Below are 26713 nucleotides of genomic sequence, written 5' to 3' on the forward strand. Positions count from 1 at the left end.
GGTACCCTCCGTTTACAGCTGTGGCCCCAGCCGCGCGTCAGAGGCATAAAGAGTACCACCGGCGTAGTAGCCCATGATCTTTTCTTCCTCTAACATCGTGACCTGAGTGGGTGATTTGATCATCGGAATATTCGCGAAATGCTTGCCGAAGATAGACCGGATCTTGATGCGGTCTTTCTTGATCCGCACCATCTGAATGGGCACCAGCCGTTTGCCTTCGCCCCATGCGGGGTCAAGTTCGAATTCCAGAAACCGGACCAGTTGTTCCGGTTCGTCCACCCACATATCGGTCACGCGTCCCACGATTTCCAGGTCACCGGCCTGTACCGGTAGTCCACGTGGATCACGACCTGCTGAAACACCAAAACTTGGGATGCTGGCCATGGGTACGATCTTGGGGTGGCCTTTGCCGTCAAGCTCGGGCGCGTCCTGACGATTGGCCCATGACGCAGGGCCGACGCCGTCCAGCATCGGATCGCCTGTTGGGACAAAGGGGAACCCGTTGGCCTGCGACGTCCGCTCAAGCGCCAGATCATGGCGCGCCTGACGGTCTGGCCCAGGTAAAGTGACATCTTCACGACCGTGGTTCATTTTGAAAGTCTTGGGCGATGGGACAGGGAACGGACCCTGATTGGCGGCCTCATTTCCGTCGTCATCTTCCAACGGATAGCCTTCGCGCATGTTTTCGGTTTGCAGATAATAGATCAGCAGGGCAAAGAAGCCCCAGAATAGCCAGATCGCAAGACTGGCAAGGTCGAATTCACCGAAGAAAGTCTGTTCCATTTTATCCTCCTTATCCGGTGGTCATGTTGGAAAATCCGCCAGCCCGATCTGATGGTTTCCTTTGGTGTGTGGTTTGGTTTCCCCGCTGCGCACCAAGGGGCCCAGTGCGATCAGGGTAATGAAGATAAGGCCCAATTCGGTATGATAGACGACCGAATAGCCTGTGGCGGGTGTGGCCATTGCCTCGCCCAGTGACCCGTTCAAAGCAGCGGTGTTGATCACATCGCGGATTGTGCCGCCAATCGCGATCGACAGGCCGGCTGCTGTGGCCTGCGCCGCACCCCAGGCGCCCAGGGCCAGTCCGCGGCCCGCTTTCCCTGTGGCGGGCATTGTCATGGCAGCGGTCAGGGTGGCCACGGCGAACAGCCCGCCGCCAAAGCCGATCCCACCGCTGCCTGCAAAGAACAAGGCAGGCGACATCATGGGCGCCGCAAAAATGACAGCCGAAAAGGCGGCAAGTCCTGCCAGCAAGCCTCGGCCTGCCATCCGATAGGGGTTCATACCTTTTGACAGCCACCGCGCGGCAAGGCCAAAGCCAATCAAAGCCCCCCCGGCCCACATGGCCGTCAGCAATGTAGTCGTGCTGACCGACAGCCCCAGAATTTCGCCGCCGTAAGGTTCCAGCAGCACGTCCTGCATGTTAAAGGCCATCGTGCCGATAAAGACGACAAAGATCAGTCGACCGGCTGATCCGCCCGCCATGAAATCAGCCCAGGCATCACGAAACTTGGGGCGCGGCTCTTCGCGCTGTGCCTTGGTCATGGGGGCCAGTTTTTCTTGTTTCCATAGGGCCACAAGGTTCAGCAAAATCCCGACCAAAGCCGCGCTTTGCACAACGCGCACCAGACGGAATGGCCCGAAGTCGCGCAGAAAGTATCCCATGACCAGTGCGCTGATCCCCATGCCGATCAGGAACATGACATAAAGCAGCGCCACGACGCGCGGGCGGGTTTCATCATCAGCCCGATCTGCGGCCAGCGCCAGGCCTGCCGTTTGCGTCATATGCATCCCAAGACCTGTCATCAGGAACGCAAGCGCGGCCAGAACTTCGCCCGCCCAGGTGGGTCCAACCTGTTGTTGGCCGGACAAAACCAGCAAGGAAAACGGCATGATCGCCAACCCGCCAAATTGCCAAAGCGAACCGAACCACAGGTAGGGGATGCGTTTCCATCCCAAAGCACTGCGATGTGTATCCGAACGGAAGCCAAGCAGCGCGCGGAAAGGGGCGACCAGAACCGGGATGGCGATCATGAAGGCCACGATCATCGCCGGGACCGACAGTTCGACGATCATCACGCGGTTCAGCGTGCCAAGAAGCAGAACCGCAGCCATGCCGACAGACACCTGAAACAGTGACAGGCGCAACAACTGTCCCATTGGCAGACCTTTGGACGCAGCATCAGCAAAAGGCAGAATACTGGTCGTCATGCGCACAAACGGGGACAGAGGTTTTGTCATACGGCGACCTCCATCGCTTGCGAGATATAGAAGCCGCGGCTGACGCGCGTGACTTTGCGGGGTTGGTCGGAAATTTTGGCGGCTTTCATGGCTTTGGCCAGCCCGGTTTCGGAATGCGGGACGATTTGGGGTGACCGATCTTTGCGTGGAAAGGCCTGACCCATCAGCCAGAACGCTGTCAGGAACGGCGTCTTGGGGGCAATCGTGAAAACCAGTTTTTCACGGGTGCGCGGCGCGAGTTTTGCCAATGCATTCGCAATATCATCGGCGCGATAATGGATCAGGCTGTCCATCGCGATGACATAGTCAAATGACCCATAATCCGGGTCCAGCATATCGCCGGCTGTGAATCTGATCTGCGATTTAAGTGTGTCGGGCGTCCGGGCGCGCGCCACATCAAGTAGAGATGGCGAAATATCGACGGCCAGAACATCCGCGCCACGTTTGGCCAGTTCAAAGGACATCGGCCCGGCCCCACAACCGGCATCCAGCACACGTGCGCCGTTCAAATCGTCGGGCAATTGCGCCAACATCGCTGCACGCATGGTATCGCGGCCTTCGCGGACCGTCTGGCGGATCTTGGACACGGGCGCGTCTGACGTCAGTGCCTCCCATGTTTTTGCGGCGGTGCGATCAAAATAGGTCTCAAGCCGGTTGCGCGTCTGATCATAGCTTGCCATCAGTCAAACCCCAGCAATTCAAAGATTTCGCGGTCTGGCAGTGGGGCGGGTGCCAAAGGCTCAGTCCCGTTCCACAATGTTTCGGCCAGCCGCACGTATTCCTTGCGCACCTGCACGATGTCTTCTTCATCAGGCATCTCGAACAGGGTCTTTTTCTTCAGCCGTGACCGGCGGATTGCGTCCAGATCAGGCATGTGAGCAATGCGGTTGAAGCCCACAGTCTTGCAATAACGGTCGACTTCGTCCGTTTCGCGACTGCGGTTCGCGACGCAGCCCGCAAGTCGCACGTTATAATTCTTGGACTTCGCCTGAACGGCTGCAATGATCCGATTCATCGCATAGATACTGTCAAAATCATTGGCCGTCACGATTAGCGCGCGGTCAGCATGTTGTAGCGGGGCCGCAAAGCCACCACAGACTACGTCGCCCAACACGTCGAATATCACCACATCGGTGTCTTCCAGCATATGGTGCTGTTTCAGCAGCTTGACGGTCTGACCCACGACATATCCACCACAGCCGGTGCCCGCAGGGGGCCCGCCCGCCTCGACACATTGGACGCCGCCGAAACCTTCAAACATGAAATCTTCGGGGCGCAGTTCCTCGGCGTGAAAATCGACCTCTTTCAATATATCGATCACCGTGGGCACCAAGGTTCCGGTCAGGGTGAACGTGCTATCGTGTTTCGGATCACAGCCGATCTGCAACACGCGCTTGCCCAGAACAGAAAAGGCCGCGGACAGATTGGACGAGGTCGTCGATTTCCCGATGCCGCCCTTGCCATAGACCGAAAAGACCTTGGCCCCTTCGATTTTCATCGAGGCATCCTGATGCACCTGCACGGACCCCTCGCCGTCTTCGCCGCGAAGCATGGGGGGTATTTTATCAAGTGCCATCGTTCCTCCTTGCGCGGCTATTCGGCCGCGATCCCTTCCAAATGGTCTTCCAGCGCGTCGGCTGCGTTTTGCAGTGCCTCAAGCGTGCCTTCGTCCGGGGTCCAATAATTGCGATCACTGGCCTCAAGCAGACGGTTCGCCATGCGGCTTGAGGCCTGCGGGTTCAGATCGGCCAGCCGTTGCCGCATCTCGTCATCCAGAACGAATGTCTCCGACAGGCGTTGATAGACCCACGGATCAACCTGACCCGTGGTAGCCGACCAGCCGACTGTATTGGTGACATGCGCCTCGATCTGGCGAACGCCTTCGGGGCCATGCTTCAGCAGGCTTTCGTAGAATTTCGGGTTCAGGCTGCGGCTGCGGGTTTCCAGCGCCACTTGTTCCTGCAGTGTCCGCACCTTGCCGCTGCCACGGGTCTGATCGCCAATAAAGACTGCAGGTTCAACGCCACCCTTAGCCCGCTTCACGGCGCGCGCAATGCCACCCAGAGTGTCAAAATAATGATCAACCGAGGTTACACCCAGTTCTACGCTTTCCAGATTCTGATAGGCCACATCGACGTCTTTCAACGCCTTTTGCAGAAGTGCGGCGTTCTTGCTGGACTTGCCGTTTACGCCATAGGCAAAGCTTTTGCGGGCCTCATAGGCGTCGGCCAATTCGTCTTCGTCCCCAAAGGCCGAGCTATCGATCAGATGATTGACGTTCGACCCATAGGCCCCTTCGGCATTGGAAAACACACGCAGACTGGCGGTTTCCAGATCGACGCCCATTTGATCGGCATAGGCCAATGTGTGTGCGCGAACGAAATTTTGGTCTGTTGGTTCATCGGCGGTGGCACATTTATAAGCGGCCTCGGCCAGCATCCGGGTTTGCAACGGTAACAGATCGCGGAAGATACCAGACAGGGTCATCACCACATCAATGCGCGGGCGGCCCAATTCAGCTAACGGGATCAGATCCGCGCCCGCCAGCCGACCGAAATTGTCAAACCGGGGCTTAGCGCCCATCAGGGCCAAGGCTTGTGCAATCGGCCCGCCGTCGGACTTGATGTTGTCGCTGCCCCAAAGCACAAGCGCGATGGTCCGCGGCAGCGTCTCTTGCGCGTCCAGCAACAGTTGCGCCTGTTTCGCGCCGTCTTGCAGGGCAAAGGCCGTGGGCATCCGGAATGGATCAAAAGCATGGATGTTGCGCCCCGCAGGCAGAACCTGGGGCGAGCGGATCAGGTCGCCGCCTGGCACAGGTGGCGTGAAATGCCCGCCCAAAGCGCGCATCAGGCCGGTCAACTCGGCGTCACCTTGCAGATGGGCTCGCACCTCTTCACGGGTGGCATCGTCGGTATCCGCCATGACCCGCAGATGTTCTTCAACCTCGTCATCACTGATCTGGCGACCCACCACATGCAGCCCGTCAGGGATCAGCGCATCTTCTGTTTCCAGCAAGGTCAGCCACAGCTTGTCGGGGTCATGTTCATCAATATCCACAGCCGTCGCCTGATCTGCGATCAGCGCTGCAAGATCATCGCGTTCCGTGGCACCCGGTGCCAGTGCGCGCCATCGTGTCAGGCTGTCTTTCAGCTCAGCAAGCCCTTTGTACAGACCCGAGGCCGCCAGCGGAGGCGTCACATGCGTCACCGTCACGGCATTGCTGCGACGCTTGGCCAATGTCGCCTCGGAGGGGTTGTTTGAGGCATAAAGATACACATTCGGCATGTCGCCGATCAGCCGGTCGGGCCAATCACGGCCATTCAGGCCCGACTGTTTGCCCGGCATGAATTCCAGCGCGCCGTGCATCCCGAAATGCAGCAGAACATCGGCCTTCAGCGTGTTTTTCAGCCACAGGTAAAAGGCTGTAAAAGCATGTGTCGGCGCGAAACCTTTGTCAAACAGCAGCCGCATCGGATCACCTTCGTAGCCAAAGGCGGGCTGGACGCCGACGAAGACCTTGCCGAACTGCGCGCCCAGAACAAAGACGCCGCGACCGTCGGTCTGGACGCGACCGGGTGCGGGGCCCCATTGCGCCTCGACCTCATCCAGCCAAGGGGTACCTGAGACGATCTGATCGGCGCTGACGTGGGCGGCCACGTTAGCCTCTTGCCCCAGGGTCTCGGCGTTGCCTTTCAGGACCGCGGCGCGCAGATCCTCGACCGTTTCTGGGGGATCAACGTCGTATCCTTCGGCTTTCATTCGGTGCAGGGTGTTGTGAAGGGACTCAAATACGCTCAGATAAGCCGCCGTTCCCGCGGCCCCGGCGTTAGGCGGGAACCCGAACAGGACGATTCCAACGGTCCGATCTGCGACTTTCGACTTACGCAGCCGTGCCAGCTTTTCGGTTTTTGCCGCCAGCATCTCGATCCGCTCAATACAAGGTGCCATGGCTTTATTGTGTGCGACCGCTTCGCATTTCCGGTCGCAGCCTTGGCAAATGTCAGCGCCATGGCGACCCGCAAACACAGTGGGGTTTGTCGCGCCGTCGATCTCAGGCAGGGCGATCAGCATCGTCGTTTCGACCGGCCCCAGTCCCCCATCGCTGGCGGCCCATTGCGCAAGGGTCTGAAACTCAAGCGGGTGGGCTGCGATATAGGGCACATCCAGCATCTTCAGCGTATCGACCGCCGCGTCGCTGTCATTATAGGCCGGGCCACCCACCAGTGAAAACCCGGTCAGCGAAACCACAGCATCGACTTGGCCTTGCAGGAAGGTCTCAATCGCGGGCCGACCATCCAGCCCGCCAGCAAAGGCGGGGATCACACGTAGCCCACGCGCCTCAAATGCAGCGATCACCGCATCGTAATGGGCGCAGTCGGATGACAGGATGTAAGACCGCAGCATCAGCAAACCAACCGTGGCGATGTGGTTGTCCGGGACGGGCAGTTCGGCCAGATCGGTCGTGATGTGATGGTCAGGCAGGCTGGGGTGATAGAGCCCAACCTCAGGGTAATCAATTGGCGCTTTGGCCTCGGCCTTGCGCCACGTCGCATCGCTGGAATAGCGCGACACCAGAAAACGGATCATCTGTTCGACATTATCGTCGGACCCGCCCAGCCAGTATTGCATCGTCAGGAACCAGGCGCGCAGATCCTGGGCCTTACCAGGCAAGAATTTCAGAATTTTCGGCAAGCGGCGTAGCATCTTCATCTGCTTTTCGCCGGAACTGGCCGAGGGCTTGGCCGATCCACGTAGCTTTTTCAGCAGTTGCATCGCACCCGAGGCCGGCTTCGACATATCCAGATCGCCCATCTTCGTCAGTTCGACGATCTGGCGGTCGGCGATCATTCCGATCACGGCGTCACACGCATCGCGCCGGGCCTTCAGGTCAGGCAGGATGGCGTTGATATGCTCTTCGATAAACAGCAGGTTACAGATGATGACATCGGCATGCGCAACCGCCGATTTCGCCTCGGCCAAGGCTGCGGGGGCCTCCGCCCATTCGGCGGCGGCATGGATCGAAATGGACAGCCCCGGAAAATCTTCGGCCAGTTTCGGCATCACACGCGCCGCAGGGCCAGCGGCGTGACTGTCAAGCGTGACGATCACGATGCGATATCCGATATGATCCAAACTATCGCGCATAATGGGCCTTTGCTTCGTAAAGTGTCTCGACCGAGATCTGATTAACGCCTTTTTCTGATGCGAATTTCTCAGTATTGCGTTTGGCTTTACCGCGGACAAAGAATGGAATTTTCTTCAGTTCCCGTTCTGCCGCATCCAGCCAAATGACGTTTCCATCCTCCAGCAGAACTGTTTTCTGCGGGTCAGCTGCAGCTGCGATATCTTTTGGCATATGCCCGCCGTGATGGCTTGGACCTGCCTCATCATGAAATTCAAAATCATCGCGGAACATGTGCAGCAAGTGTTCTTCCAGCCCCATGACTAACGGATGTATCCAGGTGTCAAAGATCACATTCGCGCCTTCGAAACCGACTTGCGGGGAGTACCGCGCAGGAAAATCCTGCACATGAACCGGCGCAGAAATCACAGCGCAGGGAATGCCCAGGCGTTTGCCGATGTGGCGTTCCATCTGCGTGCCCAGGATCATTTCGGGTTGCAGTTCTTCGATCACGCGTTCGACTTCCAGATAATCGTCGCTGATCAGAGAATCGACGCCCAATTCTTTGCCCAAAGCGCGTATATCGCGGGCGAATTCGCGATTGTAACAGCCAATGCCTGCGACCTCGAACCCCATTTCATCACGGGCAATGCGTGCGCTGGCTTTTACATGGGTGGCGTCGCCAAAGATAAAGACGCGCTTGCCGGTCAGATATGTGCTGTCCACTGAACTGGACCACCACGGCAAACGTAGGCGGCTGTCATCGACCTGTGGGCTTAGACTTGTGATCGCGGCGACTTCGGCCAGAAAATCGCGGGTCGCGCCGACGCCAATTGGCACAGTCTTAGTAAACGGTTGACCCAATTCGCGTTCCATCCAACGCGCGGCGGCCTCAGCGGTTTCGGGGTACAGTAGCACATTGAAATGCGCCTGACCCATGCGCGCGATATCCGATGGGGACGCACCCATTGGGGCCACGACATTGACCTGCACACCCATATCGAACAGCAGCGCGGTCAGTTCCTGAATATCATCGCGGTGACGAAAGCCAAGCGCCGTGGGGCCAATGATATTGCAGCTGACCTGCGCCGTTTTTTCCATCGGACGGGCCAGATGACGGACGATCTGAAAGAACGTCTCATCCGCGCCGAAATTTTCCTTGCGCTGATAGCTTGGCAGTTCCAGCGGGATCACCGGGATCGGCAGGCCAAGCGTTTCAGCCAGACCGCCGGGGTCGTCCTGGATCAACTCGGCGGTGCAAGAGGCGCCGACGATGATCGCCTCGGGCTTGAACCGGTCATAGGCTTGCTGGCAAGCGTCCTTGAACAAATGCGCGGTGTCACTGCCCAAATCGCGCGCCTGAAAGGTGGTGTAGGTGACAGGTGGCCGGTGATCGCGCCGTTCGATCATGGTGAACAGCAGATCGGCATAAGTGTCGCCCTGCGGTGCGTGCAGCACATAATGCAGGCCTTTCATGCCGGTTGCGACACGCATCGCGCCAACGTGGGGCGGGCCTTCGTATGTCCAGACGGTCAACTTCATTCTGCGGCCTGCATGTTGGGATGAAAGCCAGTCAGCAGAGATTTGCGGCGTAAGGGGCGCGCAAAAAGGCCCGCCAGATCGCCGGCTTGCTCATAAAAGTGTACGGGCGTGAAAACCAGTTCGATCGCCCACTTGGTGGACAGACCTTCGCCTTCAAGCGGGTTGGCCAGACCAAGACCGCAGACGGTAAGATCGGGGTGCGCAGCACGGCAGCGATCCAGCTGCATATCGACGTCCTGGCCTTCGCTGATGACGGGACCGGCGGGTAGCAAATCAAGATCGTGGCCAACCAGATCACGGTGAATATAGGGGGCACCGACCTCAAGCGCCTGCATTCCGCATTCGCGTGTCAGAAAGCGGGCCAGTGGTATTTCCAACTGGCTGTCAGGAAAGAAAAAGATCGACTTGCCATTCAGGACCGCCGCTTGGGCCTGAATGGCTTTGCGTGCCCGGGCGCGAGGCGCTGCAGTGACACGGTCGAAGGTGTCCTGATCCACGTCGAACTCATCGGCGATGGCGCGCAGCCAGGCGGTTGTGCCCTCTTCCCCGAATGGAAAAGGCGCCGCGATATGGCGGGCCCCACGGCGGATCAGCGCGGCATGGGTGTCACCCAGAAACGGCTGTGTCAGTGCGAAAACCGTGTTCGGACCAACGGCGGTTTCGTCGGTCACGCGGCCCGCGGGCAGCACGCGTATATTGTTTAGCCTCATGTCGGACAAAAGCTGCATCGCCTGGTCTTCGACAACATCGGGCAGCGCGCCGACCAGCAACAGTTCGCGGGCATCGGTGGCGGGCAGTTGCGGGACAAGCGCTGCCAGACAGGCATCTTCGCCTTGGGTGAAGGTCGTCTCGATCCCCGAGCCCGAAAAATTGATCACACGCACATCAGGCGCATGGATTTCACTAAGCCTTTCAGCCGCGCGGGCCAGATCCAGTTTGATCACCTCAGAAGGGCAAGACCCCACCAGAAAAAGCTGTTTGATATCAGGGCGACGCGCCAATAACCGAGCAACTTCGCGGTCCAGTTCGTCATTCGCGTCAACCAGTCCGGCCAGATCTTTTTCTTCCAAAATGGCGGTGCCAAAGCGTGGTTCGGCAAAAATCATCACACCGGCCGCACTTTGCAAAAGGTGCGCGCAGGTGCGGCTGCCAACGACCAGAAAAAACGCATCCTGCATCTTGCGGTGAAGCCAGATAATACCGGTCAGACCGCAAAACACCTCTCGTTGGCCGCGTTCTTTCAGAACGGGTGTATCGGCGCAACCGGTGATGGGGGCTTGATCGTTCATGCTGCCTCCAACCGCGCCATGCGCAGCTTCAGCAGGAATTGTCCGGCGTTGATGACATATGCGGCATAAGCAGCCAGCGCGAGGATCATCAGTTGCACCGGGTCTAAACTGCCCCCCCAAAGCGCCCAGAGATAGGCAGTGTGCAGAGCGATAACGACAAAACTGAACACATCTTCCCAAAAGAAGGGGCGCGCGAACAGATATTGGCCAAAGACGACTTTTTCCCAGATCGCGCCTGTGACCATGATCAGATAGAGAAACCCGGTTTTGATGACGATCGAGATGGTCGCGGCCTCGTATCCCGCCCCGGCCCAAAGGTAACGCACCACCAAGATAAGCGAGATAATAAAGGCAATGAACTGAAGTGGGGCCAAGACACCCTGCACCACGGTCCAAACGGTTCCATCACGTCGGATGCGTTCTTCTGCGGTGTAAAGACTGGCGCCCGTGCCACCCGTAGTTTGGCGCTGCTGCATAACCGACTCCCTGACAAGCGGTATAATTGCAGCGTGGCGGGATTTAACAAAAGTGTCAATTAAAACTTACACATTGAATCTGACAGTTCTAATGGCAAATCAGTGATTGCACAGAAAGTCTAATGAAAACTCTTATTTTACTGATTGAACTGCGTATTATTGCCGCGGACGGGCACATGTCAATTTTCTTTGACATATTGTAACTGGTCTGGAAGACTTGGTTAACGAGTCTTCTTCTGGCCCCATGGCCATTGCCGGGACTCGGCCTGGGGAAAGGAACCCAATCATGCCTGACAGTCTGCGTAAAAGATGGATCGACCAAAGCCAGTTTGAGGGCGGTAATGTCGATGTTCTGGCGACCACGGCCCTCTCATTTCTGGCGCAGCGCCAAGAGGCTGAAAAGAAATTTTTTCCGCAGATCATGTTCAGCAAGCGTGTGCAGTCACTGATTATGGCTGCGTCTCACAAACCCACTGCTGAAATTCTGGATGAGATATATCAATGGGACATTTCGCCTGAGATGCTGATTGATTATTACATTCCCGAAGCGGCCCGCTTTTTCGGAGAGCAATGGTGCAATGACAAGATGAGCTTTGCCGATGTCACCATCAATGTCGCAAGACTGCAGAATATTGTGCGGGATATCACGGCAAATCAAGACACAAGGGTCGATTTTTCGAAACGGCGCTGCAGTCTTTTGATGATCGTTCCAAAGGATGAGGATCATACTTTGGGTGCTATGGTTGCAACGACGCAGTTGCGCCGCATTGGTTGTTCGGTCCGCCTGGCCTTGGGTCAGGAAAACAGCCAAATGATGGAAACTGTTGCAAATGAGCATTTTGACGGAATTTTGATTTCTACATCACGTAAGGAAAGTCTTGAGTTGATTCGTGAATTTTCGGACTTATGTAAGAGTATATCGACATGCCTACCTGTCATCTTGGGTGGATATCTGGTCGATACTGAACATAATTTGAAATCACTGACCGGTGTTGACTATGTCACCAACGATCCACACGAGGCAATTCGACTTTGCGGGCTGAAGACACATCATCGAAGCGGCGCGTCACAAGAGATTTGGAGATAAAGGCAGATGGTCTGCATAATCCAGAATTTCAGTCCATGAGTACCGGCGGCTCAAAATATTGGGGCAGCGGATCGGTACCGGTTGTTTCGACGGATGTTCTTCGCAATGTCATTCTGGCCGCAACTGATATTGCTATTGTCATATCGCATGAAGGCCAGATTTTATCTGTTATTCTGGATAGTAAAAAAGCACCCTTTGGCAAGCTGGACCACTGGGAGGGTTTGAATATCCGTGATGTTCTAACGTCTGAATGCATCCCAAAACTTGATGATCGTTTGTTTGAGTTGCTGAAAGGCGGCGCAAGCATGTCCAGTGTTGAACTGAACCACCTCGAAAAAGACCAGGAATTTCCCATACGATATTCTCTGCAAGAACTTAGCGCTGACGATGCCATTTTGATGTTGGGGCGCGATCTTAGCCCTATTGCCGAATTGCAGCAGCAGTTGGTTCGCACGCAGATCACGCTTGAGCAGGATTATGAAACGCAGCGCGAATTCGACACGCGGTATCGCGTTTTGATGGAAACGCTTGAAGATGCTGTGATTTTCGTATCGGCGCGGAATAATGAAATTATTGATCTGAACAAGGCTGCTGCAAATCTTTTGGGTGTTGATCGCGATAGTCTTTCAGGGTTGAGTTTCGCGCATGAGTTTACCGGCCTTGATGGTAAAGCGATTGACGATAGCCTGAAAGTCGCCGCCGAAAGTGACACTGCTGCATCCATTGAGTTGAAATCAGTACGGACCGACAGGCATCTCAAGCTGGTGCCGACAGCTTTCCGGGCTGCGGGTGCGCAGATGTTGCTTTGCCGGATCAGACCGTCAGATCAAGCGCAGGTTGTTTCTGATGATCTGACGCAGCATCTTTCGTCGTTTTACACGATCGGTGTCGAACCGATGGTTTTTACAGACAGCAACGGCATCATTACAACCGCAAATGAGGCCTTCCTGAACCTGGTCGAGGTCGCAAATACCCCGAAAGTCAAAGGCCGGTCATTGGCCGATTTCATGGCGCGTGGTTTGGTCGATTTGAAAGTGATGATTGAAAACGCCTCGCGTAATGGACATATGCGGACCTATTCGACAAAGTTGTCCAGCGAGTATGACAATCAGGTTTCGATTGAGGTATCGGTTACCTATCTGAACGATACCCAACATCCCGCTTTTGTATTCCTGATGCGCGATGTCAGCCGGGCCGAAGCTGTGCGTACAGCACCTGCGGCAGCCGGTGGTGGTGATATCGCGGCGAAATCGGTGATGGAACTGGTTGGCAGTGCTACGCTGAAGGAAATCGTGGCCGACACGACGGATGTCGTCGAAAAAATGTGCATCGAAACCGCGGTTGAGCTGACACGGAACAACCGCGTTGCAGCAGCTGAAATGCTGGGTCTATCGCGCCAGTCGCTTTACGTTAAGCTGCGGAAATACGGGCTTTTGGCGAAAGATTAGGCGTAACGCCGCATCGCAGCAATTTCTGACTTACAATTTGTGACCATATCACCATCTTAGGGATGACGTATTCCTTGGGATGGCTGATGTGATAGCATTATCGGGCATTATTCTGGCGCTGTCGGGCCTGATCTGGCTGGCTTATCGCGGTTATTCGGTCATCATTCTTGCACCCATCATGGCGGCTCTTGCTGCGTCCTTTTCTGCAGCACCCCTTTTCGCGACATATACTCAGGTTTTCATGCCCTCGGCGGGTGGTTTTATTGTAACCTATTTCCCACTATTCTTGCTAGGCGCGATCTTCGGGCGCTTGATGGATGAAACCGGAATGGCCCGCGCTATCGCCGATGGAATTGTACGTGCCATGGGTACGGCGCGGGCCATTCCGGCGGTGGTTCTGGCCTGTGCCTTACTGACCTACGGCGGCGTTTCTTTGTTCGTTGTCGTATTCGCGATGTATCCGATTGCGGCTGCGTTGTTTCGTGCAGCTGACATCCCCAAGCGGCTGATGCCTGCGGCCATTGCCCTTGGGGCTTTTACTTTTACGATGACCGCTTTGCCCGGAACGCCGGCGATCCAAAATGCAATCCCCATGCCGGTCTTTGGCACGACACCTTTCGCGGCGCCGGGACTGGGTATTCTGGCGGCGGCAATCATGGGTTTTGGTGGCCTTGCATGGTTGTTTTTGCGCGAAAGGCAGTTGGCACACCTTGGCTATGGCTCAAGCGTCGAAGCGGATCAGACTGTAACGATGATGGTTGATGTTGATCAAGCTGCGCTGACCGACACACGGCACCGGTCGTTTTTCCTGGCGTGTATGCCAATCGTTGTTGTTATCACACTGAATTATATCTTTAGTGTGCAGATTCTGCCGCAGATCGACACGGGCTATCTTGCACAAGAGCTTTACGGTCAATCAACACTTGATGACGTTCGCGGAATATGGGCGATTATCGCCGCGCTGATCGCCGGTATTACTTTCCTGCTGATCGCAAATATCAAAACCGTGGAATATCCGGGGCAAACTGTTGGAAAAGGGGCCGAAGCATCGCTGCTACCGATCTTCAACACGGCCAGTCTTGTTGGGTTTGGCGCGGTCGTGGCGGCCCTGCCTGCCTTTGCGCTGGTTCAGAATGCCGTCGAAAGTGTGGGCGGCGGGCCGGTGATCTCGCTTGCCCTTTCGACGTCCGTGCTTGCGGGTTTGACGGGGTCGGCCAGCGGTGGGATGTCAATCGCACTGGACGCTGTTGGCCCAACCTATCTGGCTCAGGCAGCGGCACTGGGCATATCACCTGAGCTGCTGCACCGCGTCACGACAATCGCCACCGGCGGGCTGGATGCACTGCCACATAATGGCGCCGTTGTAACTCTTTTGTCGATTTGCGGCTTAAGCCACCGGGAAAGTTACGGCGACATTTTCGTTGTCGCCGTATTAATCCCGATCATAGCCTTGATCGCCGTACTGGCGCTTGGCCTGACATTCGGCAGCTTTTAGGGTTGTTCGTCTTCGTCGTTATCGCCGCTGGGCAGGTTGAAGAAGCTATCGGCATCCACGATATCGTCTTCCTTTTCTTCTTCCTCGGTCAGTGTAAAGGTCTCAAGGCCTGAGATCGAGGCAGGCATCTTTGGTTCCGGATCCATCGCCAGAGACTGTTCGGTGCTGACCAGCTTGCGGCGTTCGTCATCCGTCATCACCCCGCCTTCCTTGGCTTTGCGCGCATTTGCCTTTTGTACGGCCAGGTCCAGTTCGGACTGTTTGCAAAGCCCCAGGGCCACAGGATCAATCGGCTGAATGTTCGAGATATTCCAATGCGTACGTTCACGAATGGACTGGATCGTCGGCTTTGTCGTGCCAACCAGCTTGCTGATCTGACCATCTGTCAACTCGGGGTGAAACTTCACAAGCCAAAGGATCGACGCCGGACGGTCCTGACGTTTTGACAGGGGCGTATAACGCGGTCCGCGACGCTTTTCCTCACCAACCGAGGCAGGATTGAACTTTAGTTTCAGTTTGTGTACCGGGTCTTTTTCGGCCGCATCGATTTCGTCCTGGGTCAGCTGGTTGTTCGCAATCGGATCAAACCCTTTGACGCCGGTTGCAACATCACCATCCGCGATTCCCTGAACCTCTAGCTCATGTAAACCGCAAAAATCGGCAATCTGCTTGAAGCTGAGTGTCGTGTTATCAACAAGCCAGACAGCGGTGGCTTTCGCCATAAGGGGTTTGCCCATCGTATCTCTCCTCGTGCATATCTTCCCCGCGGCCCGGGAAGGGCGGCCCGGTTCCGGGCAGGTTCTCGTTGTCGGGGAACTTGGCTGTTATATAATGGCGAAAAACGCAAAGGGAAAGATCAAAATGCGTTGGTTTTTAGGGCTTTTGATGATGGCGGGCCTTGCCCATGCGGAAGGCGATCGTGCAGGTCAGTTCGATTACTATGTCCTGTCGCTCAGCTGGACGCCGAACTGGTGCGCGTTGGAAGGCGATGCGCGCGGGTCAGATCAATGCGACGCGCGCCATGATTTCGGCTGGACGTTGCACGGCCTTTGGCCACAATACCACCGCGGTTGGCCCAGTTTTTGCCAAACCGCCGAACGCCCCCCATCGCGCAGCCAAACCGCCGCAATGGCCGATATTATGGGTACATCAGGGCTGGCCTGGCACCAGTGGAAAAAACACGGGACGTGCAGTGGCTTGTCATCATTCGATTATTTCGCGCTGTCGCGGCAAGCCTATGATCAGGTCAATCGCCCCGATGTTCTACGCCGTTTAAAGGACCCGGTGCGCTTGCCGGCGTCGGTCATTCAGGACGCCTTCCTGCAAGCCAACCCCGATTGGGATCCCGACATGATCACCATCACCTGCCGCGCAGATCATATACAAGAAGCACGGATTTGCCTGTCTAAGGACCTTAGCCCCGTGCCCTGCGGACAGGATGTTGTTCGGGGTTGTGCGCTGGATCGGGCGCTTCTTCATCCGATACGATAATTTTTTCCAAGGATTGACCAATGGCGCACGTCCCATAGAAGTGATGCGCATGACAGTCAGTGACGAAGACTTGGCCCAGGCCGCCGCGAATGGCGACAAGCAGGCGTTCAGCAGCCTGCTGAATCGCCATTATGACCGGCTGTTTCGGCTGGCGTTTCGCCTGACCGGGCAACAGGCCGAGGCCGAAGATCTGACGCAGGACATCTGCGCCGCCTTGCCCGCAAAACTGCGCAATTACAGGGGTGAGGCGAAGTTTTCGACATGGGTCTATCGCGTGACCGTGAACGCCGCCCATGATCGCAGACGCAGACGCGCGACCTATATGAAGGCCAGTGATGGCTGGGGCGATTGGGAGGTCAACCGTCAGGCCGCGCTTAGCGAAAGTGCCGCGCAACTGGACTGGTTGCAGCGTGCGATGAACAGTCTGTCCGACGATCTGCGCGACACACTCGCGCTGATTTTGGACGATGTCACACACGCAGAAGCCGCTGAAATCCTTGGGATTTCTGCCGGCACAATCAGTTGGCGAATATCCGAGGCAAAGAAACATCTGCGCCAACTGAAGGAAGAGGAAGAACAGGTATGACCGACGATCTGAACGACCTCAAAGCGGCCCTGGATGCTGCAACCCCCGCACCTGACCCGGACAAACGGGCGGCCCATCTGCGGTTGGCCGAAGAAAATTTCGACAAGCTCCAAGAAAGCGCCAGGCCTGCGCGTCCCACCTCTGGAAGATTTCAGAAAGGGATGCAGATGATATTCAAAGGTTTGACAACACGCGGCGCACTGACGCTGACAACGGCTTTCGTGGCCGTGGGGGTTGTGGTGGCAACGCCCTTTGGTCAGGATTTGTTGTTTCGGGATAATGGGTTAACCCAGCCCGAGGGCGTCGAGCTAAGCAGCGTACCCAGCAAAACCGCAGCAGCAGATGTGGTGGTCGACTCCGTGGTAGAGGATGCTGCACAGGCGATAGATTCATCAATCCGACCACGAAGTCGAGATGACGAGATTATCGCTGAGGCACCACCAGAGCCTGAGGTTTCAAGCTTAGTGGCCGAAGCAGTCGATGACAGTGTACCTGAAGAGTTTCAGCAAAGTACTGCGCCCAACGGATCTTTTGTAGGAGCTGAGTCGGAAGTTTCATCTGGCGGTGGTATTCAGATTACCGGTTCAGCTGAAATGGGCTTGGCTGGTGGTCGTAGGACTTATGACAGTACATCTCAGCAGCCCAGTGGTGCAAATTCTCATTCGGAATTCAATAGCTTAACATCTTCGCATGATGGCGCTTTAGATTGGGCAATGACTCAAGATGATCAAATTGCACCTACGGCAGACAGTGGTGCTGACGCGCCACCTCCAAACATTTATGCGCGGCCATTTGAATTGGATGAAAACGTCATTGTTTCCCCTGCGCCATCACCAGCACCCCCTCCCTTTATTCCTTTGGGTGAACTGGAGTCGGTACCAGAAGTTGTGGACACCGAAGCCTTTCCGGAAGCTATACCCAGTGATCTGAAAATCACGGCCGAGGAACCGGTTTCGACCTTTTCCATCGATGTTGATACGGCGGGTTATTCGGTTGTTCGGTCGTCCTTGATGGCGGGGCGGATGCCACCCAAGGGGGCCGTGCGGGTGGAAGAGATGATCAATTACTTCCCCTATGACTACGCCGCGCCTGAAGGGGATGCGCCGTTTTTGACCAGCATTCAGGTGGGGGTAAGTCCTTGGAATAGCGATAGAAAACTGGTTCACATCGGGCTGCAGGGTGCGCAAGTCACCGATCGTCCGCCGCTGAATCTGGTATTTCTGATCGACACCTCCGGGTCGATGAACAGCGCCAATAAATTGCCGCTGCTCAAACAGAGCTTCCGGCTGATGCTGTCGGAATTGCGGCCCCAAGATCAGGTGTCCATCGTGACCTATGCGGGCAGTGCGGGGCAGGTTCTGGAAGCCACCTCTGCCAGCGAACGGGGCACCATTCTGACGGCGCTGGATAAGCTGTCGGCGGGGGGATCGACCGCCGGGCAGGCGGGGTTGCAGCAGGCGTATTCTGTTGCAGAATCAATGGCTTCGGAAGGTGAGGTGACCCGTGTGATCCTGGCCACGGACGGGGATTTCAACGTCGGTATTTCGAACCCCGACGCGTTGAAAAATTATATCGCGGATAAGCGCGAGACGGGGGTTTACCTGTCGGTTCTGGGCTTTGGTCGCGGCAATCTGGACGATGCCACAATGCAGGCGCTGGCGCAGAACGGCAATGGGCAGGCGGCCTATATCGACACCCTGTCCGAGGCGCAAAAAGTGCTTGTAGATCAACTGACTGGCGCGCTTTTCCCGATTGCGAATGACGTGAAAATACAGGTTGAATTTAACCCTGCCGAGGTCGCTGAATATCGTCTGCTGGGCTACGAAACCCGTGCGCTGCGGCGTAAGGATTTTAATAACGACAAGGTCGACGCGGGTGAGATTGGGGCGGGTCATACGGTGACGGCGATCTATGAAGTCACGCCGGTTGGATCACCCGCGGTGCTGAATGATCCCTTGCGATATCAACAGGTTAGCCGGGATGAAGGCAGCGAAGAGCTGGGCTTTCTGAAGCTGCGCTACAAGGCGCCGGGGCAGGATGTCAGCCAGTTGATCCAGACGCCGCTGGTCGATGGCGAAGCGTTGGATAGTGAGGCGCGCTTTGCCGCGGCGATAGCGGGGTTTGCGCAACTGCTGCGGGACGAAGATGCGTATCTGGGCGACTGGGGGTATGATCAGGCGATCGAACTGGCGCTTGGGGCGCGGGGGGATGACCCCTTTGGCTATCGCAGTGAGGCGATCAAGCTGATGCGTTTGGCGCAGAGTTTAGATCAATAAAAACAGGACTTTATCCGGCGGCCCGTGCTGAAGATACGGGCCGCGGGATATTCCGACGCAACGTCATGAAAGTTAACCGACCGTGCGTATCGATTTTGAGCCAAAAATAAATGTGCAGATTGCACATTTCTGGCCTTTTTGATCACCCGCATAACCCCGTTTGTGACAAATCGTACGTTTCGTACGCAGGTTTTGTACGATTCCAGGATGTACAAAACTAGCTGTCAACGCGCCCTGTGCCATCAGACATCCTTAACGAACCGGCCGAATTAACCATTTTCCGGGGCCGTTAACGCATTATAAATCGCACCGTATGGTGCCAAAGTTTGCAACTTTGCAAGCAGGCTTTGCAGACTTTGCAACGTAGTTAAGGTTTGGGTAACACAAAGTGGATGCTGGCAGTAAGGCTGTGGCAATGGCCGCAATGGAAGCAGGGCGAGCGCCTGCCCGTGGGATGGCGCACCGGACAGATCGACGCACTTTATGGTCGCCGTACCTCCCTCAGGTAGCTTTACTTGCGGTTTGCCAAAGCGCCAGCCCGGCGGAACGGGCAGGCGCTCGCCCTGCGCCTTCGGCGCGCACCGGGCGGTTTAGATGCTTTTAAGGGTGAGACGTTTGAAAACAGTATCGGCCATGCGCTGACCTGTTAAATTTTCAAAATCCTATGCTATATTAACCATATGAAAGCATTTCGCACCGCAGTTTTGATCAGCGCGCTTGGGGTTGGGCGGGTCTTGGCTCAGGACACCCCTGAAGCCGATCAGGGTATGTCGCTGATGGAGCGCGGGATGCAGATGTTCATGGAAGGGCTGATGCAAGAGATGGAGCCCGCCATGGATGAGATGCGCAATTTTGCCGGTGAGATTGAGCCAGCCTTGCGTGGGTTCGTGCAAGAGATGGGTCCGGCTTTGCAGCAGTTATCGGATTTGATTGATGATTTTTCGAATTATGAGGCGCCGGTGATTTTGCCGAATGGCGATATCATCATCCGCCGCAAACCCGACGCGCCGCTGCCGGATGTCGAGGACGGGATCGAGATTTAGGCGGGATCGAGATTTAGGATAGTGTTGGGGTTTCAGCGTCTACTGACGCTTTGTGCCCTGTCAACGCCCGTGCGGTGCCTCGGTGATCCAGATCGCGCGCGATTGCGGCTCGGACGACCTGGCCGATGTCAGTGCCATCATCGGACGCAATCTGTCGAAGGGTGTTCAATGTGTGTTCAGGCAATCTGAACATGACGGTGATCTGTTCCATACCCTGTCGTAGCGGGAACAGGGTAAAGGTTGGGTTAACCGGTAGGGTGAGAGCATCTTTCTAAAAACATGCAATGTATTTGATGAGAGCCGAGGGCAGCGACCGGCCCGAGGGTGGGTGCGAGACAAGCGCCCGCCGTCGTGCTGCAAGCACGCCTTCGGCGTGACGGGGGCGGGTCGGGCGCTGCCCGGTGGTGGCCACCGGGCGGGATGTTTAGAACTCTGCCCTAGATCCCGTTTTCGTTGTTCAAAGACCAGCTTCGGCCGCGATTTCTTTGCGGGATTTTCGAGCGCGTTCTGTTGCGGATTTCAGCTGGCCACAGGCGGCCATGATGTCTTCTCCGCGCGGGGTGCGGATCGGGCTGGCGTAGCCTGCTTTGTAGATGCTGTCCGCGAAGGCCTCGATCCGGTCCCAGTCGGACCGCTGATAGGGCGCACCGGGCCATTCATTGAAGGGGATCAGGTTGATCTTGGCCGGTATCCCTTTGATCAGTTTGATCAGGCGGCGGGCGTCCTCATCGGTGTCATTGACGTCTTTCAGCATGACATATTCAAAGGTGATGCGTTCGGAATTGCTGGCCTTGGGATAGGCGCGCAGGGCGTCGAGCAGTTCGGCAATGGGCCAGCGTTTGTTGATGGGGACCAGCTTATCGCGGACCTCATCCGTGGTGGCGTGGAAGGACACGGCCAGCATACAGCCGATTTCATCCGCGGTGCGAGCGATTTCGGGTACGACGCCGCTGGTCGATAATGTAATCCGACGACGGCTGAGCGAGATACCTTCGGCGTCCATCGCGATCTTCATCGCATCGCGCACGGCCTCAAAATTATACAGCGGCTCGCCCATGCCCATCAGCACGATGTTCGACAAAAGGCGTGTTTCGTCCTTGGGGTGCTTGCCGGGTTCGGGCCATTCGCCCAGATCATCGCGGGCGATCATGACCTGGCCTATGATCTCGGCAGCGGTCAGGTTGCGCACCAGCTTTTGCGTGCCGGTGTGGCAGAAGGAACAGGTCAGCGTGCAGCCGACTTGGGACGAAATGCACAGCGTCCCGCGCCCCTCTTCCGGGATATAGACTGTCTCAACCTCATGCCCGCCGGCGATGCGGACCAGATATTTCCGCGTGCCGTCATCCGAGACCTGTTTCGACACGACCTCGGGCACGGCGATGACAAAGCGTTCGGCCAGTTCAGCGCGATAGGTTTTGGACAGGTTCGTCATTTCGTCAAAGGACCGCACGCCTTTTTGATAGATCCACTGCCAGATCTGGCCCACACGCATTTTCGCCTGCTTTTCAGGCGTTCCGGCGGCAATCAGGGTGTCGCGCAGCTGATCGCGCGTTAGCCCGACCAGATTGGCGGGGCCATCCGGCAGCTTGCGCGGGATCGTCATGACGTCCTGAGTGATCGGTGCGGTGGCCGACATCTGAGGGTACTCCTGAAAAAGAACAGACGCTGCACATATAGGATTCGAGGCCAGTTTAAAAGTAAAGCCGGATACGACAGTGATATATTTGCATTTGGCCCGAAAACGCGATTTATGCGGATAACTTTGTCAAATACAGGGTCTCGATGATCGCCACAGTGCTCAGATCACGGCAACGTATTGGTGTGCTAGGGCTTTTGGCCTGGCTGGCGGCGGGTCTGTGTCTGGTGCCGATGGTCGCTGTTTTGTTGGCGGCGTTTAGTGGTGGGACCGATTTGCTGCAGCATTTGCTGCAAACGGTTCTGTGGGGCTACACTGCGAACACGCTGTTGCTGGTTGTGATCGTTGCGATCAGTACGGCCGCGATCGGGACGGGCACCGCGTGGCTGGTGACGATGACACGGTTTCCCGGTGTTCGGCTGCTGGAGATTGCGTTGGTGCTGCCGCTGGCGTTTCCGGCTTATGTGCTGGCCTATGCCTATACCCATGTTCTGGATCATCCGGGCATCGTTCAGGCCACGCTGCGCGATATGATGGGGTGGGGGCCGCGCGATTACTGGTTTCCTGAAATCCGGTCGCTGGGTGGGGCGGCGATTATGCTGTCGCTGGTGCTGTACCCTTATGTGTATCTTTTGGCGCGGGCGGCTTTCCTGCAGCAAAGCGCGGGGGCCTTTCTGGCGGCCAGGTCGCTGGGGGCATCGGGGGTCGGGGCGTTTTTCAAGGTCAGCTTGCCGATGGCGCGACCGGCCATTGCAGGCGGAGTGCTGTTGGCCGTGATGGAAACCATCGCTGATTTCGGTACTGTTGCGTATTTCGGTGTGCAGACATTTGCGACGGGTATCTATTCAAGCTGGATTTCATTCGAAAACCGCGCGACAGCAGCGCAACTGGCGTTCTGCCTGTTGCTGTTTGCCCTGTTTTTGGCAACGTTAGAGCGCACGCAAAGGGGCCGGGCAAAATTTCATTCCACCGGCAAACACCATGCCGCTTTGCCGCGCAAAACCCTGTCGGGGTGGCGCAGCTTTGGGGCCTTCGTGCTTTGCGCGTTGCCGGTGACGTTTGGGGCGCTGTTGCCGATTGTCATTCTGTTTGAAATGGGATTGCGGTCTGAGCAGAACCTGTTCAGCCCCCGTTATATCGATTTCATAGTGAACTCGCTGACGTTGGCATCGATTGCGGCCCTGGTGACGGTCATGGCGGCGATTGTCATCGGCTATTACCAGCGGCTGATGCCGGGGGGGGCGTCTAATGTTGCTGGCTATATCGCACGGCTGGGCTATGCGGTTCCGGGTGGGGTCATCGCCGTTGGCCTTCTGGTGCCGATCGCGGCTTTTGACAACCGCCTTGATGCCTGGATGCGGGCGACGTTTGACATCTCAACAGGGCTTTTGATCAGCGGGTCGATCTGGATACTGGTTGCAGCTTATGTCGTGCGGTTCATGGCGGCTGCCCTGAACGCCTATGAAGGTGGTCAAAGTACGTTGCATGCCAACATGGACGCGGCCGCCCGAACGCTGGGTGAGACGCGTTTCGGAACACTGCGCCGGGTGCACCTGCCCATCCTGCGGCCCAGCCTGTTCACGGCTTTGCTGATCGTTTTTGTGGATGTGATGAAGGAGCTGCCCGCAACACTGATCATGCGTCCGTTCGACTTCGACACACTGGCCGTGCAGGCCTATCGCCTGGCCGCGGACGAACGCCTGACCGGCGCCGCCGTGCCCAGCCTTGTGATCGTGGCAGTTGGGCTGATCCCCGTCATCCTGCTGTGCCACAGGATTGGACGGCACAAAAACTGAAATAGATTGGATAACTTGGGTCGTGTTCCAGTCTTCGCACCGGGCGGAATAGGCAAGCCGAGTGTTTCAGGTCAGGTTTTGGTTCCGCGCGCTTTCCTCTGAGGGAAGATGTATGTGGCTGCCATAAAGTACGCCGCACGACTGTTGGATCGCAACCCCGCGGTCTGGCAATGAATGGCGCCATTGTCAGACAAGATAATCAGCGGCGATTGCATCCCGAATAGCAGATCTGCGACCTTACACTTGGCCACGCTGCCGAAATAAAAAAAGCACCGCCTGAAGATCAGACGATGCCTTGCAAGCATTCTGATTTTCGCTTGTCGCTTAGCCCTGGCGGGCTTTGAAGCGGCGCTGTGTTTTGTTGATCACATAAACACGGCCCTTGCGGCGCACAACGCGGCAGTCGCGGTGACGCTGCTTGAGCGAGCGGAGCGAGTTTCTGACCTTCATGGCCCTCTCCTTCATGTCGCGGCGCGTCCCTGCGCCTTTTGGTTTCCATTCATGGTGGGCACGACTGGGATCGAACCAGTGACCCCTTCGATGTCAACGAAGTGCTCTACCGCTGAGCTACGCGCCCATGACCCGTTGCAAGAACCCTGCGCCCAAAATAAATCGGACGCGGATGATCCGCGCCGGGTGAACGGGTCTATAAAAGGAGTCGTCGCAAGGATCAAGAGGGCTTTTGGAATTCTGCAAAACTGGTCTATGTATGCGGAAGTGAAGGAGTGCCGATGCCAAACGCAGCATATACCCTGAAGGAACCAAAGGTCAGGTCGACCAGCATCGTTTTTGCGTCGCCACACAGTGGGCGGGATTATCCTGCGTCTTTCCTGACACGGTCTTTGCTGGACAAACGGACGATACGTAGTTCCGAAGATGCCTTTGTGGACGAATTGTTCACCGCGGCGCCCCGGTTTGGTGCGCCGTTGCTGCTGGCGGGTGTTCCCCGCGCTTATGTCGATCTGAACCGCAGCGCCGAGGAACTTGATCCGGCGCTGATCCAGGGCATCACAAAATCAGGCCATAATCCACGGGTCGCTTCGGGGCTGGGGGTTATTCCGCGGGTCGTTGCCAATGGCCGGGCGATTTATAGCGGCAAGCTGAGTTGGTCTGAGGTTGAGGTGCGCCTTAACGACTATTGGCATCCTTATCACGCGTGTTTGCAGAGACTGCTTAATGAAAGTCATCAGCAATTTGGCGAAGCTGTTCTGATTGACTGCCATTCAATGCCGCATGAGGCGATCGCGTCGATCGCGCGATCGGCTGTCCGCAAGCCAGAGGTTGTGTTGGGCGACAGATTTGGGGCCTCGGCCAACGCCGAAGTGGTCGACCGGATTGAAGAGGCCTTTCAGCATGCCGGGTTCAACGTGGTGCGCAATACGCCATTTGCGGGGGCCTATATCGCGCAGGCCTATGGGCGCCCGTCGCGCAGGCAGCATGTTGTTCAGATCGAAATCGACCGTGCGCTTTATATGGACGAAAAGCGTGTTTTACCCCGAAAGGACTTTCCCGAGTTCCGCCAGAAACTGACCGATGTGATTGCCGAAATCACTCAGATTGGCCAGGCCAGATTGCCGATGGCGGCTGAATGACGGGCGCTGCCCGGTGGTTCCCACCGGGCGGATTGGGTTGAGCCAAGCGTTTCATTTTCAGGATGGCGCCCTATGCCGCTGATCCGCCCACGGTCAATCCACCAATCAGCAGTGTCGGTTGTCCGACGCCGACGGGTACGGATTGCCCCTGCTTGCCGCAGTTTCCGATGCCTGGATCCAGCGCCATGTCATTGCCGATAGCTTTGATCTGTTTCATTGCCGTTGCGCCGTCGCCGATTAGCGTCGCCCCTTTGACCGGCGCGCCAATTTTGCCGTTTTGTACGCGATAGGCTTCGGTGCAGTTGAAGACGAATTTGCCGTTTGTGATATCAACCTGCCCGCCACTGAATCCAATGGCATATATACCGTCTTTCAGATCGGCGACGATGTCGTCCGGCGTGGCATCACCGCCCAGCATATATGTATTGGTCATGCGAGGCATGGGGATATGGGCAAAGCTTTGGCGTCGACCGTTGCCTGTCGGTTTGACACCCATCAGACGGGCATTCTGACGATCCTGCATGTAGCCGACTAGGATACCATCCTCGATCAGAGTGTTTTTGCCCGATGGCGTGCCCTCGTCGTCGATCGTCAGTGATCCGCGACGGTCGGGGATTGTGCCGTCGTCCAGAACCGTGACGCCTTTGGCGGAGACCTGTTGGCCCATGAGGCCCGCAAAAGCCGATGCGCCCTTGCGATTGAAATCGCCTTCCAGTCCATGACCCACGGCCTCGTGCAGAAGCACGCCGGGCCAACCGGGGCCAAGCGCCACGTCCATCATGCCTGCGGGGGCCGGGACGGCGTCAAGGTTCACCAAGGCAATGCGCAGCGCCTCTTTCGCGGTGGCCTGCCAGTGATCGCAGGTCAGCAGCTGGTTCAGACCATGTCGCCCGCCGCCGCCATAAGACCCGCTTTCGCGCCGTCCGTTTTGTTCGACAATGACCGAGATATTCAGTCGCGCCATGGGCCGGACGTCCCGCATCAAGGTGCCTTCGGGGCGCAGGATTTCGATTTGCTGATGGGATGCGGCGATCGTGGCCGATACCTGGATCACACGCTTGTCCAGCGCGCGGGTGTAGTCGTCGATTTCTTTAAGTGTTTCAATCTTCAGCGGAAATTCAGAAGACTCAATCGGATCTTCGTCTGAATAAAGCCGCCGATTGGTGGGCTGAGGTCCAACGGCCAGATTTGCCCCGCCTTCGCCCACGGCCAGGCGCGTTGTCGCAATCGCGCGTTTCAGCGCCGTTTCGCTGATGTCTGTTGAATGGGCATAGCCCGCGACCTCACCCCTTACGGCGCGCAGGCCAAAGCCCTCGGACGCATCGTAACTGGCATTTTTCACACGGCCATCGTCAAAGGTCAGCACCTCGCTTTGGGTGCGTTCCAGAAACAGTTCGCCGTCATCGGCCCCCGCCACGGCGGCCTGCAGATGACGCAATGCGGACTGCTGATCCAGCATGTCCTCGAACGGGCGAAAGGGGGCGGTGGACATATCTGTAGATCCTTCCTGTCCTTGAGCGAAATCAAAAAGCGTCTGTTTGCCGCAACGCTCTGACTTGAGATACTTGTCAGGATATGGTTTTAACCGCCTGC

Annotated in this window: 22 protein-coding genes and 1 tRNA gene; 10 read left to right on the plus strand and 13 right to left on the minus strand. The window is 56.8% G+C overall.

Annotation, left to right across the window (positions count from 1 at the left end):
- Positions 1 to 12 precede the first annotated feature (12 nt).
- Genes puhA through bchF form a run of 8 tightly spaced genes read right to left on the minus strand, consistent with a single transcriptional unit; the run spans position 13 to position 10670 of the window.
- The gene (puhA, locus tag H7848_RS13060; RefSeq protein ID WP_208352230.1) at positions 13 to 783 is read right to left on the minus strand and encodes a photosynthetic reaction center subunit H; all 771 of its coding nucleotides are present in this window, start codon (positions 781 to 783) and stop codon (positions 13 to 15) included.
- Between the two features lie 21 nt (positions 784 to 804).
- The gene (locus H7848_RS13065; protein WP_208352231.1) at positions 805 to 2241 is read right to left on the minus strand and encodes a PucC family protein; all 1437 of its coding nucleotides are present in this window, start codon (positions 2239 to 2241) and stop codon (positions 805 to 807) included.
- The gene (gene bchM / locus H7848_RS13070; protein WP_208352233.1) at positions 2238 to 2921 is read right to left on the minus strand and encodes a magnesium protoporphyrin IX methyltransferase; all 684 of its coding nucleotides are present in this window, start codon (positions 2919 to 2921) and stop codon (positions 2238 to 2240) included. The genes H7848_RS13065 and bchM overlap by 4 nt, the downstream gene beginning before the upstream one ends.
- Complete coding sequence (bchL, locus tag H7848_RS13075; RefSeq protein ID WP_208352235.1) at positions 2921 to 3817, minus strand: ferredoxin:protochlorophyllide reductase (ATP-dependent) iron-sulfur ATP-binding protein; 897 nt, start codon at positions 3815 to 3817, stop codon at positions 2921 to 2923. Before bchL ends, bchM begins: the two co-directional genes overlap by 1 nt.
- A gap of 17 nt (positions 3818 to 3834) precedes the next feature.
- Positions 3835 to 7386 carry a magnesium chelatase subunit H gene (locus tag H7848_RS13080; protein ID WP_208352238.1) on the minus strand — a complete coding sequence of 1184 codons (3552 nt, stop codon included), beginning with the start codon at positions 7384 to 7386 and terminating at the stop codon, positions 3835 to 3837.
- Positions 7376 to 8905 (minus strand): ferredoxin:protochlorophyllide reductase (ATP-dependent) subunit B, encoded by a 1530-nt coding sequence (gene bchB, locus H7848_RS13085; RefSeq protein ID WP_208352242.1) that lies wholly within the window; start codon positions 8903 to 8905, stop codon positions 7376 to 7378. Before bchB ends, H7848_RS13080 begins: the two co-directional genes overlap by 11 nt.
- The gene (locus tag H7848_RS13090) at positions 8902 to 10194 is read right to left on the minus strand and encodes a ferredoxin:protochlorophyllide reductase (ATP-dependent) subunit N (RefSeq protein WP_208352243.1); all 1293 of its coding nucleotides are present in this window, start codon (positions 10192 to 10194) and stop codon (positions 8902 to 8904) included. The genes bchB and H7848_RS13090 overlap by 4 nt, the downstream gene beginning before the upstream one ends.
- Positions 10191 to 10670: a 2-vinyl bacteriochlorophyllide hydratase gene (gene bchF / locus H7848_RS13095; RefSeq protein WP_208352246.1), complete on the minus strand. Its 480-nt coding sequence runs from the start codon at positions 10668 to 10670 to the stop codon at positions 10191 to 10193. Before bchF ends, H7848_RS13090 begins: the two co-directional genes overlap by 4 nt.
- 286 nt (positions 10671 to 10956) lie before the next feature.
- Between bchF and H7848_RS13100 the strand changes: the two genes are divergently transcribed.
- From H7848_RS13100 to H7848_RS13110, 3 genes are all read left to right on the plus strand, one after another.
- Positions 10957 to 11757, plus strand: a complete 801-nt coding sequence (locus H7848_RS13100) for a cobalamin B12-binding domain-containing protein (RefSeq protein ID WP_208352248.1) — start codon at positions 10957 to 10959, stop codon at positions 11755 to 11757.
- 35 nt (positions 11758 to 11792) lie between these two features.
- On the plus strand, positions 11793 to 13205 hold the full coding sequence (gene ppsR, locus H7848_RS13105; RefSeq protein ID WP_208352252.1) for a transcriptional regulator PpsR: 1413 nt from the start codon (positions 11793 to 11795) through the stop codon (positions 13203 to 13205).
- A gap of 79 nt (positions 13206 to 13284) precedes the next feature.
- Positions 13285 to 14700 (plus strand): GntP family permease, encoded by a 1416-nt coding sequence (locus H7848_RS13110; protein WP_237072740.1) that lies wholly within the window; start codon positions 13285 to 13287, stop codon positions 14698 to 14700.
- Here the strand turns inward: H7848_RS13110 and H7848_RS13115 are convergent.
- Positions 14697 to 15437, minus strand: coding sequence for a DUF1013 domain-containing protein (locus H7848_RS13115; RefSeq protein WP_208352254.1), 741 nt, complete (start codon positions 15435 to 15437; stop codon positions 14697 to 14699). The two genes, H7848_RS13110 and H7848_RS13115, sit on opposite strands and share 4 nt — an antisense overlap.
- Positions 15438 to 15561: 124 nt before the next feature.
- Here H7848_RS13115 and H7848_RS13120 point away from each other — a divergent pair, with 124 nt between their 5' ends.
- The 5 genes from H7848_RS13120 (at position 15562) to H7848_RS13140 (ending at position 20319) form a co-directional block, all read left to right on the plus strand.
- Entirely contained in the window at positions 15562 to 16191 is a 630-nt protein-coding gene (locus H7848_RS13120; RefSeq protein WP_208352256.1) for a ribonuclease T2 family protein, read from the plus strand.
- A 49-nt stretch (positions 16192 to 16240) separates the two neighbouring features.
- Positions 16241 to 16777: an RNA polymerase sigma factor gene (locus tag H7848_RS13125; RefSeq protein WP_208352258.1), complete on the plus strand. Its 537-nt coding sequence runs from the start codon at positions 16241 to 16243 to the stop codon at positions 16775 to 16777.
- Complete coding sequence (locus tag H7848_RS13130; RefSeq protein ID WP_237072741.1) at positions 16774 to 19053, plus strand: vWA domain-containing protein; 2280 nt, start codon at positions 16774 to 16776, stop codon at positions 19051 to 19053. The genes H7848_RS13125 and H7848_RS13130 overlap by 4 nt, the downstream gene beginning before the upstream one ends.
- A gap of 680 nt (positions 19054 to 19733) precedes the next feature.
- Entirely contained in the window at positions 19734 to 20096 is a 363-nt protein-coding gene (locus H7848_RS13135) for a hypothetical protein (RefSeq protein WP_208352261.1), read from the plus strand.
- 82 nt (positions 20097 to 20178) lie between these two features.
- Positions 20179 to 20319, plus strand: a complete 141-nt coding sequence (locus tag H7848_RS13140) for a hypothetical protein (RefSeq protein ID WP_208352264.1) — start codon at positions 20179 to 20181, stop codon at positions 20317 to 20319.
- A gap of 234 nt (positions 20320 to 20553) precedes the next feature.
- Here the strand turns inward: H7848_RS13140 and rlmN are convergent, their stop codons facing one another.
- Complete coding sequence (gene rlmN / locus H7848_RS13145; protein ID WP_208352267.1) at positions 20554 to 21732, minus strand: dual-specificity RNA methyltransferase RlmN; 1179 nt, start codon at positions 21730 to 21732, stop codon at positions 20554 to 20556.
- Positions 21733 to 21878: 146 nt separating this feature from the next.
- On the opposite strand from rlmN, the gene H7848_RS13150 reads away from it, so the two are divergent.
- Positions 21879 to 23528: an ABC transporter permease gene (locus H7848_RS13150; RefSeq protein ID WP_208352270.1), complete on the plus strand. Its 1650-nt coding sequence runs from the start codon at positions 21879 to 21881 to the stop codon at positions 23526 to 23528.
- A 324-nt stretch (positions 23529 to 23852) separates the two neighbouring features.
- On the opposite strand, the gene ykgO is transcribed toward H7848_RS13150, so the two are convergent.
- A complete protein-coding gene (gene ykgO, locus H7848_RS13155) occupies positions 23853 to 23978 on the minus strand; it encodes a type B 50S ribosomal protein L36 (RefSeq protein ID WP_010141322.1) in 126 nt (41 codons plus the stop codon).
- A gap of 52 nt (positions 23979 to 24030) precedes the next feature.
- A tRNA-Val gene (locus H7848_RS13160) sits at positions 24031 to 24105 on the minus strand.
- A 154-nt stretch (positions 24106 to 24259) separates the two neighbouring features.
- Between H7848_RS13160 and H7848_RS13165 the strand changes: the two genes are divergently transcribed.
- Positions 24260 to 25120: an N-formylglutamate amidohydrolase gene (locus H7848_RS13165; protein WP_208352273.1), complete on the plus strand. Its 861-nt coding sequence runs from the start codon at positions 24260 to 24262 to the stop codon at positions 25118 to 25120.
- A gap of 70 nt (positions 25121 to 25190) precedes the next feature.
- On the opposite strand, the gene tldD is transcribed toward H7848_RS13165, so the two are convergent.
- A complete protein-coding gene (gene tldD, locus H7848_RS13170) occupies positions 25191 to 26612 on the minus strand; it encodes a metalloprotease TldD (RefSeq protein ID WP_208352275.1) in 1422 nt (473 codons plus the stop codon).
- Positions 26613 to 26713: the final 101 nt, after the last annotated feature.

The organism is Pseudaestuariivita rosea (assembly GCF_017592335.1).
Lineage (GTDB): Bacteria > Pseudomonadota > Alphaproteobacteria > Rhodobacterales > Rhodobacteraceae > Parasulfitobacter > Parasulfitobacter rosea.

Excerpts from the sequence above, each read along its gene's own strand:
- bchL (WP_208352235.1), bottom strand. The coding sequence starts at position 3,817 with ATGGCACTTGATAAAATACCCCCCATGCTTCGCGGCGAAGACGGCGAG.
- H7848_RS13080 (WP_208352238.1), bottom strand. The coding sequence starts at position 7,386 with ATGCGCGATAGTTTGGATCATATCGGATATCGCATCGTGATCGTCACG.
- H7848_RS13110 (WP_237072740.1), top strand. The coding sequence starts at position 13,285 with ATGGCTGATGTGATAGCATTATCGGGCATTATTCTGGCGCTGTCGGGC.
- H7848_RS13100 (WP_208352248.1), top strand. The coding sequence starts at position 10,957 with ATGCCTGACAGTCTGCGTAAAAGATGGATCGACCAAAGCCAGTTTGAG.
- H7848_RS13125 (WP_208352258.1), top strand. The coding sequence starts at position 16,241 with ATGACAGTCAGTGACGAAGACTTGGCCCAGGCCGCCGCGAATGGCGAC.
- bchM (WP_208352233.1), bottom strand. The coding sequence starts at position 2,921 with ATGGCAAGCTATGATCAGACGCGCAACCGGCTTGAGACCTATTTTGAT.
- H7848_RS13130 (WP_237072741.1), top strand. The coding sequence starts at position 16,774 with ATGACCGACGATCTGAACGACCTCAAAGCGGCCCTGGATGCTGCAACC.
- rlmN (WP_208352267.1), bottom strand. The coding sequence starts at position 21,732 with ATGTCGGCCACCGCACCGATCACTCAGGACGTCATGACGATCCCGCGC.
- H7848_RS13115 (WP_208352254.1), bottom strand. The coding sequence starts at position 15,437 with ATGGGCAAACCCCTTATGGCGAAAGCCACCGCTGTCTGGCTTGTTGAT.
- tldD (WP_208352275.1), bottom strand. The coding sequence starts at position 26,612 with ATGTCCACCGCCCCCTTTCGCCCGTTCGAGGACATGCTGGATCAGCAG.
- H7848_RS13135 (WP_208352261.1), top strand. The coding sequence starts at position 19,734 with ATGAAAGCATTTCGCACCGCAGTTTTGATCAGCGCGCTTGGGGTTGGG.
- H7848_RS13150 (WP_208352270.1), top strand. The coding sequence starts at position 21,879 with ATGATCGCCACAGTGCTCAGATCACGGCAACGTATTGGTGTGCTAGGG.
- H7848_RS13065 (WP_208352231.1), bottom strand. The coding sequence starts at position 2,241 with ATGACAAAACCTCTGTCCCCGTTTGTGCGCATGACGACCAGTATTCTG.
- H7848_RS13165 (WP_208352273.1), top strand. The coding sequence starts at position 24,260 with ATGCCAAACGCAGCATATACCCTGAAGGAACCAAAGGTCAGGTCGACC.
- ppsR (WP_208352252.1), top strand. The coding sequence starts at position 11,793 with ATGAGTACCGGCGGCTCAAAATATTGGGGCAGCGGATCGGTACCGGTT.
- bchF (WP_208352246.1), bottom strand. The coding sequence starts at position 10,670 with ATGCAGCAGCGCCAAACTACGGGTGGCACGGGCGCCAGTCTTTACACC.
- H7848_RS13120 (WP_208352256.1), top strand. The coding sequence starts at position 15,562 with ATGCGTTGGTTTTTAGGGCTTTTGATGATGGCGGGCCTTGCCCATGCG.
- bchB (WP_208352242.1), bottom strand. The coding sequence starts at position 8,905 with ATGAAGTTGACCGTCTGGACATACGAAGGCCCGCCCCACGTTGGCGCG.
- H7848_RS13090 (WP_208352243.1), bottom strand. The coding sequence starts at position 10,194 with ATGAACGATCAAGCCCCCATCACCGGTTGCGCCGATACACCCGTTCTG.
- ykgO (WP_010141322.1), bottom strand. The coding sequence starts at position 23,978 with ATGAAGGTCAGAAACTCGCTCCGCTCGCTCAAGCAGCGTCACCGCGAC.
- puhA (WP_208352230.1), bottom strand. The coding sequence starts at position 783 with ATGGAACAGACTTTCTTCGGTGAATTCGACCTTGCCAGTCTTGCGATC.